The following is a 15,295-nucleotide window of genomic DNA, read 5'->3' as shown; positions in this document are numbered from 1 at the left end:
AGGAAAGCGAGTGCACAGCGCGAACATTCCTGTTCAGGTAAACGTCTTTCTCACGAGGTGATGTTGCACATCATCCGCAGCACCGAGTGCTGTCCCCTCTGCAAACCAAACCAAATCAGGATGACTATCATCATGGAGCAACGATTCACCAAAATTGAAATTTTAACCCTTTGGATTTTACTCACCTGCCTGTTTATGGCCTGGCAAAGTCGTGCGCAGTTCGTCTTCGATGAGACAACCTTAAACGTGCCCGGTGAACCCTTTGCTGTGATCACCGGTGACTTTAATGGCGACGGTGCGCCAGATATTGCGGCGAGTATTTACTACTTCGGATTTTTTGAAGACGGGCGTTCCGTAGTGGTTTATCTGAATGACGGAATCGGCGGTTTCTTGCCCGGCGTAGAATACCCGACCGGGCTCAGCCCAGCGGCCATCGATGTCGCCGACATTGATGACGACGGTGATCTCGACATGGCAGTATCCAACGCCGAGTCAGACACAGTCACTGTTCTTATCAACGACGGTATCGGGCAATTTAACAGCAGTCGCACCTATGGTCTGGCGGGCGGCGAAAATGCCCGCGACATCAAATTTCTGGATTGGGACAGGGACGGTCATGAGGACATTTTCGTTATCAACAATTTGGGCAGTGTTTATCTGACCTTGCTTGTGAACAATGGCTCTGGTGATTTCACCCGCATTACCCCGGTACCAATAGGCCGTTTCTCAGTTGCCGGTGCTCCCGCTGATTTTGATGCCGATGGTGCCACCGACCTGGCAATTTCAAGCCTTGGAGAAGATACCGTGCACGTGTTACTCAGTGATGGCGACGGATGGTATTGGGAGCACATTGAAATCGATGCACTCGACAACCCATTTCAGTTGACGGCGGAGGACTTTAACCTGGATGGCACGCCGGATCTGGTGGTTACCCGCGAGGACGGGCTGGCTTTTTATCGAAATGACGGGGCAGCCAATTTTCAGTTTGCAAGACTGTATCGTTTCATTGAAGACCGTCCGCTGGATATACAACTTGTAGACCTTAACAATGACGGCATAAAGGATTACGCCGCAGCAGTAGGCTACGAAGACTCAGGCGTAGCTGTTCTGCTAAGTAATTCCCTTGGCCGACCAGCAGAACGCATCGACTTTTCCACCGAACCCAATCCAGGCGACGTTTCCTCGGTCGAGTCCATTGCCAGCGCTGATTTCGATGGTGATGGGGTGAAGGATTTAATTGTCAATGATTCGGCCACAGATATGGTCAGGGTGTTCTACAATCGCACAGCCGCTTCTCCCCTGCTTGGAGCCGTAACCGGCATTACCACCAGTCGGGTCCGGTGCAAAAACATCACCACTCGTCAAAGCGTACAGTTGCTTGGGCCTCACTCAAACTGGAACTGTTCAGCTGCCGGGCTGGTAACCCATCCTGGCGACAGGGTCGCTATTCTGATTGACGGTGAAGTTACTGACGCAGCCGTTGCCGGAGCATCCACGCAAGGTATTTCGGACAAACGTCGGGTTAGTTGTACCGCCGCTGCCAACGTAGCACGCAATTACACCATGAAAGCCAGCTGGAATTGTGAAGAAATGGGAGTGCCTGTTGCGGTTGGTGACAGTGTACATCTGATTGCTTCGGGGATCGTTTACTGACAATCAATAACGTCGCCGAAAAAGAATGAACAGGGCGCGGGAAAAGACCTTCGCCCTGTTTACCTATAGTGTTACTCAAACAGTGCTTTGTGGAGTTCCTGCACTATTTCCGAGCTGTCGCTTTCGTTAACCAGAAACGACAAATTATGAGGATTGGCGCCGAAACAAATCATACGCAGATTGTACTCGGCCACGGCGGCAAAGATTTTGCTCGACACGCCTTTGGCGGTTTGCATATTGTTGCCCACCACCGTTACCAGGTCGTAACCGTCTTCCACCACCACATCACACAGGGTTTGCAGCTCAGCCAGGGTCTCCTTGTTCAGGCGCTGGGCTACGGAATTGGCCGGATTATCCAGAGTGAACGATACGGAAATCTCTGATGTGGTCACCAGATCCACGCTGAGCTTATGTTTGGCAATGATCGCAAACACTTGCTGCAAAAAGCCCTGCGCATACATCATCTTGGGCGTTTTCACTGTCACCATCACCTGCTCTTTGCGGCGTGTAATTGCCCGATAAGGGGGTTCTTCGGCACAATCGCGCATGATCCAGGTGCCGCCTTTCTCCGGCTCTTTACTGGAACCGACAAATACCTTGATGTCTTTGCGCAAAGCCGGTTCCATGGTCGCCGGGTGCAGTACCTTGGCACCGAAAGTTGCCATTTCAGCCGCCTCTTCAAAGCTCAATTCCGGCAATGGGCGCGCGGCTGGCGTAATGCGCGGGTCAGTGGTATACACACCAATTACGTCAGTCCATATTTCACACACGTCGGCATCCAGTGCCTCGGCCAGCAGGGCAGCGGTAAAATCTGAGCCTCCCCTGCCCAGAGTGGTGGTGCGCCCTTCGGCATCACAACCCACAAACCCCTGGGTAACCACCACAGAATCTTTCAGTTCGGGCTGTAGCAGTTGCTTTGCCAAAGCTGCAATGGTCTCCAGTTCAGGTGCAGCAGCGCCGAATTCGCTGTCGGTGCGCAGCACATTGCGAACGTCAAAATTGAGGCTGGCCACATCCTGCTCGGCAAGCACGGCACTGAACATTAAAGACGACATACGCTCACCCATGGAGAGCAGCTGATCTTTCAGATCGTTGCGATGCAGAATTTCTTCATGGAAGGCAAGTTCGCGTAATTCTTCAAGCAAATCATTGAGCTTGGGGGCAACACTCTCCCGGTCCTGTAATTCTTCCAAAATCGCCATCTCAATGGCTTCAATGGAATTGCAGGTTTCGGTTATCTGGTCCTGAGTCATTGGAGTATGGGCCAGGCTGACCAGAAAGTTGGTCACGCCGGCTGAAGCGCTGACAACCACAATTCGGGTATCGGAATTGTTGGCAACGATACGGGCACAGTTTTGCATGGCTGCATAGTTAGCCACACTGGTACCGCCGAATTTGGCAATGGTTAAAGCTTTAGACACGGTTTTCTCCGGTTCTTCCGACTCAATTGAGCCGGATTTATGGATTCACAATAATTCGGTCGCCGACAGCTATCTGATGTGCGGCAAACCAACCCTGGTTCATTTCTAGCGCAAAACTTACCGCTTTTGACGCCCCCACTGAGGTTAAATCCTGGGGTTGCAGCGGTTTTATGTCGGTTATTACACCGTTTCTGTCGATAAATGCTACGTCCAAGGGTATTAAAGTATTTTTCATCCACATGCTGGCCTGTCTGGCGGGAAAAAAGTGGAACAGCATTCCACAATCGTCACACAAACTGGTGCGGTACATTAACCCCCGCGACCGTTGCCGATCGGTTTGGGCAAATTCCACTTCCAGCACTTTTTTGCCAATCTGGATCCTTGCCGAGTTGAATTCCACCTCATCAGGTTGCTGGGCATACGCCACAGCCCAAAGCATAGCCATAACCATGGCAGCCGCCAGGCGTAATGATTGTCGGTACATAGCTTGGTTTCCGTTACGAGTAAGTGATTCGAACACAACTTCCATCCACAAAGAACAAAAAAAGCCGGGCCCTTACGGTGCCCGGCTCGCTAGTTTATACGCCAAGTCAGGCAACATTCAATGTCGGAATGATGTTAGCCTTCGCTTCTTCTTCCGCTTTCTTGAAGCTTTCCATCTTGTCGAAGTTCAAGTAACGGAATACTTCGGCAGACATAGAGTCAATCTTGCTGGCGTATTCCATATATTCCTGTGCAGTCGGGATACGGCCAACGATAGCACCTACTGCAGCCAATTCCGCAGAGGTCAGGTAAACGTTGGCACCGTCACCGAGGCGGTTCGGGAAGTTACGGGTAGAGGTAGACAGTACCGTCGCTCCGGCTTCAACCCGAGCCTGGTTACCCATGCACAGTGAACAGCCGGGCATTTCAGTGCGTACGCCCACACGGCCATAGATGTTGTAGTAACCTTCTTCCATCAACTGGGCCTTGTCCATCTTGGTCGGTGGAGAAATCCACAGACGGGTGGGAAGCGACTTGTTGTATTGCTCCAGCAGCTTACCCGCCGCACGGAAGTGACCAATGTTGGTCATACAGGAACCGATGAACACTTCGTCTACCTTGTCACCAGCAACGTCAGACAGAGTCTTGGCATCGTCCGGGTCGTTAGGGCAGCACACAATCGGCTCTTTGATTTCAGACAGGTCAATCTCAATCACTTCAGCGTATTCTGCGTCTTTGTCTGCTCGCATCAGGCTTGGGTTAGCCAGCCACTCTTCCATCTTCTGTGCACGACGCTCAAGGGTACGAGGGTCGCCGTAGCCTTCATTGATCATCCAGCGCAACATGGTGATGTTGGAGCGCAGGTACTCGGCAATGGACTCTTCAGACAGGTTGATGGTACAACCCGCAGCGGAACGCTCAGCAGACGCGTCAGACAGCTCAAAAGCCTGCTCAACTGTGAGATCTTCCAGACCTTCAATCTCCAGAATACGTCCGGAGAAGGCGTTGATCTTACCCTTCTTCTCAACGGTCAGCAGGCCCTGCTTGATACCGTAAAGAGGAATGGCATGAACCAGGTCACGCAAGGTAATGCCAGGCTGTCTTTCACCTTTGAAGCGCACCAGAATCGACTCTGGCATATCCAGTGGCATAACACCGGTTGCTGCGGCAAACGCAACAAGACCTGAACCGGCCGGGAATGAAATCCCCAGCGGGAAGCGGGTGTGAGAGTCACCACCAGTTCCAACGGTATCCGGAAGCAACATGCGGTTCAGCCAGCTGTGGATGATACCGTCACCTGGGCGCAGGGATACACCGCCACGATTCATAATGAAGTCCGGCAAGGTGTGCTGGGTTTCAATATCAACCGGCTTGGGGTACGCCGCAGTATGGCAGAAAGACTGCATGGTCAAATCGGCAGTAAAGCCCAGGCAGGCCAGGTCTTTAAGTTCGTCACGGGTCATCGGACCGGTGGTGTCCTGAGAACCCACAGTGGTCATTTTAGGTTCGCAGTAAGTGCCAGGGCGAATGCCTTCAACACCACACGCCTTGCCGACCATTTTCTGGGCGAGAGTATAACCCTTACCTGTGTCGGCTGGTTGCTCTGGCTTGCGGAACAATTCCGACGGGCCCAGTCCAAGTGCTTCACGGGCTTTTTCGGTCAGGCCACGGCCGATGATTAGGTTGATACGGCCTCCGGCACGCACTTCATCCAGAATCACTTTGGATTTGTAATCGTACTCAGCCAGCACTTCACCAGTTTCATGGTTGGTGATCTTGCCTTCAAACGGGTAGATGTCGATAACATCGCCCATATTCATGTTGTCAACGTCGGCTTCAAACACCAGCGCGCCGGCATCTTCCATGGTATTGAAGAAGATTGGCGCCACTTTGCCACCAATACAGACACCGCCACCGCGCTTGTTAGGTACACCTGGCAGGTCTTCACCAAAGAACCACAGCACAGAGTTGGTGGCTGACTTGCGCGAGGAACCGGTTCCCACAACATCGCCCACAAATGCGACCGGGTAACCTTTACTCTTCACTTCCTCAATTTGTTTCATTGGGCCTTTTACGCCATGCTCTTCCGGCTCAAGACCATCGCGGGTCATTTTGTAAGCGGCCAGGGCGTGCAAAGGAATGTCAGGACGAGACCAGGCGTCCGGGGCCGGAGACAGGTCGTCGGTATTGGTTTCACCGGTTACTTTAAAAACGGTGTAGGTGATTTTGTCGTCCATTTGCTTGCGGGAGGTGAACCATTCCCCTTCGGCCCAGGACTCAATCACTTCGGTGGCATAGGCATTACCGGCTTTGTGTTTTTCTTCCACGTCGTGGAAAGCGTCAAACATCAGCAAAGTGTGCTTCAGTTCTTTGGCCGCCAGTGGAGCCAGCGCTTCGTCGTCCAGCAAATCAACCAGAGTTACGATGTTGTAACCACCGTGCATGTTACCCAGAAGCTCAACGGCCTTTTCCTTGCTGATCAACGCACAGGTGTCTTCACCCTTAACGATGGCGCTTAAAAAGCCGGCTTTAACGTAGGCGGCTTCATCCACACCAGGAGGTACGCGCTCGGAAATCAATTCAAGCAGGTAAGCTTCTTCGCCGGCAGGCGGATTTTTCAAAAGCTCAACCAGGCCTGCGACCTGCTCTGCATTCAGTGGTTTTGGGGGGATGCCTTCTGCTGCACGCTCTTCCACGTGTTTGCGATATTCTTGTAACACGATTGCTTCCTCATGGTTATTCCTGCCGCACCCAAGTGGTACTTGCCGCAGGAAGTGACTGGTAAATCGGCGGAATTATACCGACTCGCAAGGTGAATTTAAATTTCAGTGCACTTTCATTCACTTATAGCGGGTATTCAGCCAGACTATTGACCACCGTAACAGCATATCAAACCGCTTGTTGAATATTCTGAAAACCGGGTGAACAACGGATGGAGCTGCCCGCTTTGTTCGATACGAACGCCGATTTGGCGGGACAATAGTAGCAAAGATTTACCGCTACTGTCCTGCTGGGGCTAACATTTTGTTTCCGGCGAGTTCTCTCTGACATGAGTGATTAACTCAGGAAAGAAGTCCACAAAGCACTCTTCAAAAAATGAGTAATTCTGAATGATTTCTTCTACGCAGCCCTCAAACTGATGCTCAAACCGGATACGCGTGGCGATCCGGTCCAGCGCCAGCCCTATTCCATCGAGACTCTGATAAGTTTCAAACCAGTGATACTCAATCATATTACTCACCACCCGCTGCATTCGTTGCGGCATTTGTGGAATCTTCCAGTCCAGAAACATGTAGGCCTGGTAGCAGAATTTTTCAAAGGGAATGTCGCTGAAATGTGACCAGTGCTTGATAAGGTAATAATCGAACAACACATCCAGCGCAATACCGGCAAAACGTCTTCTTTCAGTACTGAACTCCTGCTTGGCTCGGCGTACAAGCGGGTGAGCATCGGTAAACCGGTCAACCAGATAATGGTTTTGCAAACCGGCCAGGACCGCATCAGGGTAATGCTGGATGTCTGCACCACGACGAAAATCCCCCAGCAGGTTACCGAAATGGGAGTCAGCGTGGGGTTGGGCCAGAAACAGATGTGCCAGATAGTTCATGATGCCTCAGCGTGTAACGGATACACCGAGTGTACCACGCTAAGAAAGTTTGGTGGCTGTAAGCCCCGACGGATGCCAGGGCTTGAAAAAAATAACGTGCAACTTCACAACGCTCATTGCCAGGCACGCAAACACTGCAGAAGTTATGAGGACAGTTCGGCGTCCAGGCGTTCCTGGGCGGTTTTCTCCGACTCAACAAACTGCTTCCACTGCTGTGCCATACCACGGCTGGACTGATGTTTTTCGGCTTCTGCCAGTTGGTTGAGGGCCAGCGCGTACTGCTTTTTGTTGTACAATGCCATGCCTTTTACCAGATACACCAGGCCAGGGTTGCGCAACTCTCCTTTTTCCAGAGCCCGGTCGGCAGATGAAATGGCATCATCCCACCGTTCCGCATTAAGCAATATTTGCGCAAGCTGAGCGTCCAGTTCACCGTCATCAGACAGTTCTGAGGCCGCCATCATGGCCGGAATGGCTTTGTCCTGCTCTTTGGCCAGTGACCAGCTCTGGCCCAAAAATTTCAGGTTTCGCAGGTTTCGCTCCAGCACGCCTTCCTCCAGCGCCTGCTCCATCAGTTTGGCCCCTTTGTAAGGCGCACGATGATAATAATACAGCTGAGCCAGATTGAAGATGTCGGCGGCACTTTCCACGTAACCCTGCTGGTAAGCCGATTCCATAATCGCCAGTTGCTTACGCTCTTCGCCCAGCTCTCCGTACATGCCAGCCAACTGGATCCAGTACTTTGGCTCATTGAACAGTTTAACCATCTTAATCAGAACATCTTTGACTTTCTCTGGCTGCTTGAGCTCATAGAAAATCGCCCGCTGCAACACCAGCCAGTTCTCATCCGGGATCATGCCTTCGGCCTCATGATCTTCTATGGCCTTGGTGATGAAGCCGGCGGCTTCCTGATACAGTTTATTCTGATAGTAGGCCTGAGCTTTAAGGATTAGGTTTTTGGGTGGCACCGGGCCATCATTCAGCGATTCCCAGCGCTCCAGAAAACGGACACTCTTGTCGTAATTCCCCTGCATCAGATGCAACTGGGCAAGGCTGAACAGAGTGGTCATCTCAAAGTTTTCGGGGATGGGCTGTTGTTCAACTACCTGTTCGAAGGCGTTCAGCGCCTGGTCATACTGTTCGTCGTTGTAATAAATAAAGCCGTAAAAATTGTACATCATGGCTTTTTCATAACTGTTCATCGAACTGGATTTATCTTCCACTTCCTTGAGGATCGCAATGGCTTCGGAAAGATTGTTTTCATCCGCAGCAGCCTGCGCCCGGGCCAGCTGTTCATAAACCTTTGAACGCAGCGTGGGTACCCGCCGGGTAGGTTTGTCACTGGCCTTGGTTTCCTGCGCCTGAGCGGAAGGGGCAATCAATACCCCAGACAGGCCGGTGCCCAGAGTAACAGCCGTGATCACAACAGCCATCAGGGATTTAGTGAGTAAATGCTTCATTTCAAATTACCCGTCAATCTGGAATGTTATGCGGTTTTGCACGCCGGAAACCTCGGTGGCTTCGCCATTCACCACCCGTGGCTTGTACTTGAATTTCAGCGCAGCGTCGATGGCCGCCTGCTCAAAAATTCCCTGGGGGTTGGCTTCCACTACAATAGGGTCACGCACCGCGCCCTGCTTGGTAACCGTAAATTCAACGATCACGAAACCTTCAATACCACGCTGCAATGCACGTCTTGGATAAACCGGCGCAACCTTAACAATTGGTAAGTACTCACCATCACCGGATTCCAACGCCAGTCCACCGTCTAGGGATATATCATCACCCACGTCAGCACTAAAATCCATTCCGGAGCCTTCAGCATTAGGCGAACTGGACTCCATCTGGGGCTGATTCATTTGTGGAGGCGGTTCTTTCGGCGGAGGCGGCTTTCTGGGCTTGCGCTCTTTCTGCTCAACCTGCTCTTCCTGTTTCACCCGCACAAAATCCAGCACGCTGCCCTGAGGCGGCTCAGTTAACGCACTGCCACCCATCTGGATCAGGGACTGCATCAAAAAGAACAGCCCCAGCGTGATGGCCAGCGATACGCCAATAGCGATTAAAAATCGAGGTATGGCATGTGGCATAGCTTATGGCTCTTGTGCTGCAATGGAGACGTCGTAAACACCCGCTGCCCGGGACGCATCCATAACCTTGATCAGGGTCTCAGTTGTGGACTTGGCATCGGCCTGAATAACCACAGTGCCCTGCGGGTTTTCAGCGTGCAAACGTTCGATGTTGGCCTGCACGGCGCGCACATCCACTCGGCGCTTGTTTATCCAGATTTCACCTTTATCCGAAATCGCCACCAGTATGTTAGCGCGATCTTTTTTCACCGCAGTGGCGGCTTCCGGGCGGTTCACGTCAATACCGGCTTCTTTCACAAAAGAGGCAGTAACAATGAAGAAAATCAACATAATGAATACCACGTCCAGCATGGGGGTCATATCGATATTGGCTTCTTCTTCATCAACCAGATTTTGAAAGTGCTGCTTCATAGTTCAATACCTTTTATTAACGCGCTGGCGTTAACGTTCAATAGTCAATGCATCCTCGAGATGCGTGCGTTCCGACTTCACCGTACGGTTCAGCCAGGTGGAGGCAAATACACCGGACAATGCGCCAACCATACCAGCCATCGTCGGGATGGTGGCCTTGGACACACCGGACGCCATGGAACGGGCGTTACCGGAGCCGGATATGGCCATAACGTCAAACACTTCGATCATACCGGTTACGGTACCCATCAAACCCAGCAGCGGACATAGCGCCACCAGAGCCTGGATAATCGGAATGCTGCCGTTAAGCTGCATGGTCAGCCGTGATATGGTTTGCTGCCGAATTTGCTGTGCGAACCAGGATTTCCGGTCTGTGCGTGCCTTCCACATGGCAACCGCTTCGTTTTTAAAGTTCTTGTGCCAGATAAACAGGTACAACGCACGCTCGAGGATCAAAAGCCACATAACGAAGATCAGCAGGCCGATGACCAGCAGAACCTGGCCACCTGTCTCTGTAAAATCGCGAATTGCTTCAAGAAACTCGATCATCACTTAGCCCCGCTCAGCACGCTCTGCAATCACCCCGGAAGCTTGCTCCTGCAGGATGTATACAATATTTTTGCTGCGTGTATTGAGCATGGCGTACAGCAGGGTCATAGGGATAGCCACCACCAGACCCAGTACCGTAGTAACCAGTGCCGTGGAGATACCACCCGCCATCAGTTTGGGGTCACCGGTTCCAAACAGGGTAATGGCCTGAAAGGTATTGATCATACCGGTCACCGTTCCCAGCAGACCCATCAGCGGTGCCACTACGGAAATGATTTTGATGATGGTCAGATTGCGGCCCAGTTTAGGCACTTCACCCAGGATAGCTTCGGTCAGGTGAAGTTCCAGCGCTTCGGTGTCGGCATTGGGGTACTCTTCACGCACTTTCAACACGCGGCCCAAAGGGTTGTTGGTTTTAACTTCCTTGCTCTTGAGCTGCTTGTTCACCTTGGTACGGATTACCGTAAGGCTGAACAGACGTTCAACGGCGAGCAGCAGGCCAAATGCGCCAACAATCAGAATGATGTAGCCCACCAGGCCGCCTTGCTCTACCCGCTCCTTCAGGTTAGGTGCCTGAACCAGCAAACCAAGAATGGAACCGCCGGTAGGGTCGATACCGAACTCTACCAGTTCGCCGTTGGAGCTTTGCAGATCAGCAGCACTGTCGCCGTAGCGCTCAGCCGGCTGGCGAACCAGTTCTGCCACCGTACCGGTAATGCCATTGAAGTCCAGATACTTGCCATCCGCAACCAAGGCGAACGGACCAACCCGCACCACGTCTTTACTGACCTTGGCACCACCAGCTTCCACAACATTGGTCGTGAATCGGGTGACTTTACCCGACTCAGTCATTTCACGCTGAATTTCAAACCAGACCCTTTCTATTTCTTCAATGGAAGCCAGCTTGGAACTTTTACCCATGTCCTGAGCCATTTGATCCAGAAAGGCAGCCCGACCTGGAATTTGAGCCGAAACAACGGAATTCTGAAATTTGCTCTTAGTATCACCAGCAACCTGCTGCAGTACGCCAAATAACTCTTTCAGAGAACCAAGGCGCGCATCCAGTGCAGTATTCAAATCAGCGATTTTGAATTCGTTCTCTTCAAAGCGGGTTTCCAGATTCTCGGAGGTGGCGAGCTTCTGGTCGCGCTCGGCACGGGTTTCACTCAGAATACGGTCCTGCTCAGAACGCATTTGGGTAAAACGCTGTTCACGCTGCTTGTTCTGTTCGGACTGAGCGTACTGGCCTTGCTCCAGTTGCTTAAGCAGTGCGTCCAGATCCAGTGCGCGGTCTGATTGTGCCAGTGTCTGCGCGCTCAGGCTGATTGCCGCCAGACCAAAAGCAATTTGTTTTACGTGTTTTATCATGGTCTTCAACCTCTTAGTCTGTAATGGCTACAGGTAGCATCAGTAAGTCCGGGGCAAGCTGCTTCTTGGCCATACGCAGACCCTTGGTTATCTGGGTACGGTAGCTGCTGTCGAGCTCCTCCCACTGACGGGTTTGTTTGTTCCAGACACCCTGACGTGAGGCATCACGAGTCTGATAAATCAGTGCAGTGCGGCCCAGACGCAGGAATTCCACATCACGCTCCTGACCGTCAATATCATGAATCCCGCTGTAGGCTTCCATGGTGCGGCCGTAATCCATCTCAACCTGATAGGCTTCCATTACCCGGCGGAATTTTTCCGAGGTCGCCACATCGGCTCTGTCCATCATGGCTTGCAAATCGGCGATACGATTGGCGCGCTCCTGGGGCAAAAACGGCACATCCAGTTCCACGAACTGAGCAAGGCCCTCAATCATGCGGATCATTAAGGGTGTGATTTGACGCTCAATCACCGACACTTCGTCGATAGCAGCGTTCAAATCGGCCATTTCCTGTTGCTGGTTGCCGATCTGCTTACTCAACTGGCTGTTGTAGACTTCCAGACCTTCAATTTCTTTATTCAGTGTTTTGAACTGCTGAAGTTTGCTGTCGATTTGGTCGGTAAGGGTGTTGATGGTTTGCTGCGACGCGGCAGCAGACTCATTGATTTTTGCCGCTTCATCGACGACAGGTTTCAAGACTTCATCGTCTTGTGCCACAGCTGAAGTCGCCATTACAGCGCTCGCCAACAGCATCGAGTGGATAAGCTTCATACATTCAAACCTTATTGATTAATATGAAATCGGATAACCTCAAAAGGCTTTCCAACCTATAAATTTCTGCGCGTAGGATAGAAGTTTTGTGTGACAGTTTTATTACGTGACTGTCATATTTCGCTGGCTTTCTGTGATGTGGCCAGGCAAATAAAAAGAGCCGCAAAAGCGGCTCTTTTTTGATTCCCTACAAGAACTTAGAAGTCATATTTATAGGAGAGACTAAATTCCGTGCCGCGGGTTTCCGACCTCAGCAGGGTATCCTCAAAAGACAGCTCGCGCTGTTCATCCAGGATATTCTGTAGCTTGAATGTGACGGTGGTATTAAAGTCCGGATAATACTTGTACACCATGTCCAGCGAGTGGAACGGCTGCTCGAAACTGTCATCGAAACCGTCGATACCCGGGATCAGAATACGTTCACCAAATACGTTGTAGACCAGAGAGGCAGAATGTTCACCGTTGTCTGAGTCGTAGCCCAACTGAAGGTTAACCACATACTCAGAGTGACCGGTCAAACGGCGTTCCAGGTTGGTGATGGCCGCCGAAACTCCGGTTTGATCAACAATGTTCTGACGATCCAGCTTGATTTGTGAGTCACTCAGAGTGACGTTCCCGGACACAAACAGATTGTCCCACAGCCCGCTTCCGATCACTTCCAGCCCCTGCAGGAACTCCACTTCCACACCATACAATTCACCAGCTTCAGCGTTGGCAATACGGATAAGAGGTGGGCCATCCTGTGCCGGAGACTGCACCGACTCAATCGGGTCAGTCATATCCTTGTAAAACAGGCCTACTGACAGGTTGTTACCCGCTTCACGATACCATTCCCAGCGCAGATCGTAGTTTTTGATTGCAGTGGTACGAATTCCTGGCGTACCACCAATCGGGAACTCGGTGAGGGGATCGATGTAAGTCGCCGAAGACACTTCCCGCAAATCCGGGCGCACCACGGTTTCTCCATAACTAAGGCGCAGTTGCATGTCCTCATCAATAAAGTAGGTCACTGCCACAGCCGGGTAAAAGTTGTCTTCCACAAAGCCCAACTGCGCTCTGTCCGCCTCGTCTGTGAGGTCGATTTGGTTGGTGCGGGGGTCGAAAGGCACTACGGCCTGACGGAAATCTTCGTAACGTACACCGCCACTGATACGCCAGGTATTGTCAAAGAACAGATCCGCCTCAAGATAGTAGGCATCAATCTTCTGTGCAGCGACGTAATCATCACCGGCAATGGTGGTATCCCGAATAATCGGTGTTGAGGTAAATTCAGCAGCGTCCAGGGCATCGTCACTCAACACGTCAGCAAACAGATTGCCGGTTAGCGTACTTGAGTTGGCAAACGCCCGGGTGTTGATGTCGAAGCGGCGGTTTTCTGCCGAACGGGTTTTGGTAACAAAATCACCACCCGCCTTAAACTCCATCTCCCACTTACCGAGGGTATATGGCAAGTTAATGTTGTAGCCGTAGTTCTCAACCCGATCGTGCAATTGCTGGAAAGTGTAACGACCTGCGGTAGTGGCGTTGGTCAGGCTGCTTTCTGTGACCTTGTCATAAATGCCATCTTCGTTGTCATCGTCCAACAGGAAACGGGCTCTCATATTGCCGGGGGCGTGTCGGGCAGAACGGCCCAAAGAATACTTCCAGTCCACACCCAGGAACCCCAGTTCGGGGAACGTATGCATTCCGCGCAACTGGTTGGTGTACATGCTTCGTTCTTCGTACTGCACATCAAATTCGCGAATACGACGGTTGTCAATTAGCTGAATATTGTTGGTGTTACCGACTTTTTCCTGAATTTGATCACGGGTATCGTTAAGTACAATCAGGCTGTAGTCAATACGATGCTGGCGATTGTAGTCAATGCCGAAATTCATCATGGTTGACCACTTGACGGATTTTTCCGTGGTATCGACTTCGTCGAAAAACCGCACCATAACAATTTCGTCCCCGTTACGTTGTGGCTGTTCACCGATATATTCTTCTGACACGTTCGTTTCGGAATCATACCCAGCGGTCACCAGATAACCTACCCGGATATCGCTGTTATAGTCGTAACTGTTACCCAGCGACAAATTGAAACCCAGATCAGGATCGACACTGTCCAGATAAGGGTCATAGTCACGGTTTACGTCCTTGAGCAGGCTAACCGCCTCTTCCTGCGACAAATTATCCAGAAAATCTTTGTTTTCCCAGCGATTGGCGATTGAAGCCGGAGTTGCTCGGGTACCGTCGTCTGCGCCACGCCAGTCGTCTGAGCCACCATTATAAAAATAGGCGTCATCAAAATTGTCGAAGTTGCTACCCACACTGCCACTCAGATTAAATACAAAATCCGAGGGGATGGTTTTCAGACGGATATCCACGTTACCACCGCCGAACGATGCCGGCATGGAAGGAGAATAGGCCTTCTGAACGGAAAGACTTTCAATAATATCCGACGGGAATAAATCCAGTGGAATAACGTTGCGGGTTGGGTCCGGGCTGGGCACAGCCGCCCCGTTTAACTGTGTGGAAGAATAACGTTCACCCAGACCCCGAACGTAAATGAACTTGCCATCTACCAGCGTCAGTCCTGTTACCCGGCGCAGTGCTGACGCTGCATCCGAATCCCCGGTACGGGAAATCTGCTCGGCACCCATAATATCAGCCACAAACGCCTGGTTTTTGCGTTCTTCCATTACCGCAGTCGCGGTTCCTTTCAGTCGTGTTCCGGTCGCCACAACCTCTTCAATGACTTCATCTTCATTTTGCTGTGCTTCCTGCGCAATGGATGGCAGAGCTGTCATCGTGAGCCCCGCCAAAACCGCCAGACTCAGTGGCTTGATAGGAAACCTGTTAGCAGGCTTATTCATTTTTAACCTCATTGAAAGCGTTCTTTCAGTCAACGAAACGTACTCATTTTTTCGTTGGTGTTACTACGTTGAAAGCAAGCACGCTACTT

12 protein-coding genes are annotated in these 15,295 nt (G+C 51.5%); 1 reads left to right on the top strand and 11 read right to left on the bottom strand.

Going from position 1 to position 15,295, the window contains the following annotated elements:
- Positions 1–132 precede the first annotated feature (132 nt).
- Positions 133–1,653, top strand: coding sequence for an FG-GAP repeat domain-containing protein (locus DXV75_RS03660; protein WP_181898341.1), 1,521 nt, complete (start codon positions 133–135; stop codon positions 1,651–1,653).
- A 71-nt stretch (positions 1,654–1,724) separates the two neighbouring features.
- Here DXV75_RS03660 and lysC read toward each other — a convergent pair whose 3' ends face one another.
- The 11 genes from lysC to DXV75_RS03605 all read right to left on the bottom strand — a co-directional run bounded on the left by lysC (position 1,725) and on the right by DXV75_RS03605 (position 15,206).
- Entirely contained in the window at positions 1,725–3,074 is a 1,350-nt protein-coding gene (lysC, locus tag DXV75_RS03655) for a lysine-sensitive aspartokinase 3 (protein WP_115592030.1), read from the bottom strand.
- 37 nt (positions 3,075–3,111) lie between these two features.
- On the bottom strand, positions 3,112–3,558 hold the full coding sequence (locus DXV75_RS03650; protein WP_115592029.1) for a DUF192 domain-containing protein: 447 nt from the start codon (positions 3,556–3,558) through the stop codon (positions 3,112–3,114).
- A gap of 106 nt (positions 3,559–3,664) precedes the next feature.
- Positions 3,665–6,277: a bifunctional aconitate hydratase 2/2-methylisocitrate dehydratase gene (acnB, locus tag DXV75_RS03645; RefSeq protein ID WP_115592028.1), complete on the bottom strand. Its 2,613-nt coding sequence runs from the start codon at positions 6,275–6,277 to the stop codon at positions 3,665–3,667.
- Between the two features lie 296 nt (positions 6,278–6,573).
- Positions 6,574–7,164, bottom strand: a complete 591-nt coding sequence (locus tag DXV75_RS03640) for an acyl carrier protein phosphodiesterase (protein WP_115592027.1) — start codon at positions 7,162–7,164, stop codon at positions 6,574–6,576.
- 143 nt (positions 7,165–7,307) lie between these two features.
- On the bottom strand, positions 7,308–8,597 hold the full coding sequence (locus DXV75_RS03635; RefSeq protein ID WP_425451676.1) for a tetratricopeptide repeat protein: 1,290 nt from the start codon (positions 8,595–8,597) through the stop codon (positions 7,308–7,310).
- Positions 8,598–8,630: 33 nt separating this feature from the next.
- The gene (locus DXV75_RS03630; RefSeq protein ID WP_115592182.1) at positions 8,631–9,239 is read right to left on the bottom strand and encodes an energy transducer TonB; all 609 of its coding nucleotides are present in this window, start codon (positions 9,237–9,239) and stop codon (positions 8,631–8,633) included.
- A 15-nt stretch (positions 9,240–9,254) separates the two neighbouring features.
- A complete protein-coding gene (locus DXV75_RS03625; RefSeq protein WP_115592025.1) occupies positions 9,255–9,662 on the bottom strand; it encodes an ExbD/TolR family protein in 408 nt (135 codons plus the stop codon).
- Between the two features lie 30 nt (positions 9,663–9,692).
- Positions 9,693–10,211, bottom strand: coding sequence for a MotA/TolQ/ExbB proton channel family protein (locus DXV75_RS03620; protein ID WP_115592181.1), 519 nt, complete (start codon positions 10,209–10,211; stop codon positions 9,693–9,695).
- Positions 10,212–10,214: 3 nt separating this feature from the next.
- Positions 10,215–11,579, bottom strand: coding sequence for a MotA/TolQ/ExbB proton channel family protein (locus tag DXV75_RS03615; RefSeq protein ID WP_115592024.1), 1,365 nt, complete (start codon positions 11,577–11,579; stop codon positions 10,215–10,217).
- Positions 11,580–11,592: 13 nt separating this feature from the next.
- Entirely contained in the window at positions 11,593–12,351 is a 759-nt protein-coding gene (locus tag DXV75_RS03610; protein ID WP_115592023.1) for a DUF3450 domain-containing protein, read from the bottom strand.
- Positions 12,352–12,548: 197 nt separating this feature from the next.
- Positions 12,549–15,206 (bottom strand): TonB-dependent receptor domain-containing protein, encoded by a 2,658-nt coding sequence (locus DXV75_RS03605; RefSeq protein ID WP_115592022.1) that lies wholly within the window; start codon positions 15,204–15,206, stop codon positions 12,549–12,551.
- Between the last annotated feature and the right edge of the window lie 89 nt (positions 15,207–15,295).

Origin of the sequence: Alteromonas aestuariivivens (genome assembly GCF_003367475.1) — a bacterium.
In the GTDB taxonomy this organism is placed as follows: Bacteria; Pseudomonadota; Gammaproteobacteria; order Enterobacterales; family Alteromonadaceae; genus Alteromonas; species Alteromonas aestuariivivens.
The sequence above is the reverse complement of the archived record's forward strand: the minus strand, read 5'-3'. Positions and strand labels throughout refer to the sequence as shown.

Bases quoted from the DNA above. Each gene is read 5' to 3' on its own strand.
- DXV75_RS03650 (WP_115592029.1), bottom strand. From the start codon at position 3,558: ATGTACCGACAATCATTACGCCTGGCGGCTGCCATGGTTATGGCTATG.
- DXV75_RS03635 (WP_425451676.1), bottom strand. From the start codon at position 8,597: ATGGCTGTTGTGATCACGGCTGTTACTCTGGGCACCGGCCTGTCTGGG.
- DXV75_RS03660 (WP_181898341.1), top strand. From the start codon at position 133: ATGGAGCAACGATTCACCAAAATTGAAATTTTAACCCTTTGGATTTTA.
- DXV75_RS03605 (WP_115592022.1), bottom strand. From the start codon at position 15,206: ATGAATAAGCCTGCTAACAGGTTTCCTATCAAGCCACTGAGTCTGGCG.
- DXV75_RS03610 (WP_115592023.1), bottom strand. From the start codon at position 12,351: ATGAAGCTTATCCACTCGATGCTGTTGGCGAGCGCTGTAATGGCGACT.
- DXV75_RS03615 (WP_115592024.1), bottom strand. From the start codon at position 11,579: ATGATAAAACACGTAAAACAAATTGCTTTTGGTCTGGCGGCAATCAGC.
- DXV75_RS03640 (WP_115592027.1), bottom strand. From the start codon at position 7,164: ATGAACTATCTGGCACATCTGTTTCTGGCCCAACCCCACGCTGACTCC.
- DXV75_RS03625 (WP_115592025.1), bottom strand. From the start codon at position 9,662: ATGAAGCAGCACTTTCAAAATCTGGTTGATGAAGAAGAAGCCAATATC.
- DXV75_RS03620 (WP_115592181.1), bottom strand. From the start codon at position 10,211: ATGATCGAGTTTCTTGAAGCAATTCGCGATTTTACAGAGACAGGTGGC.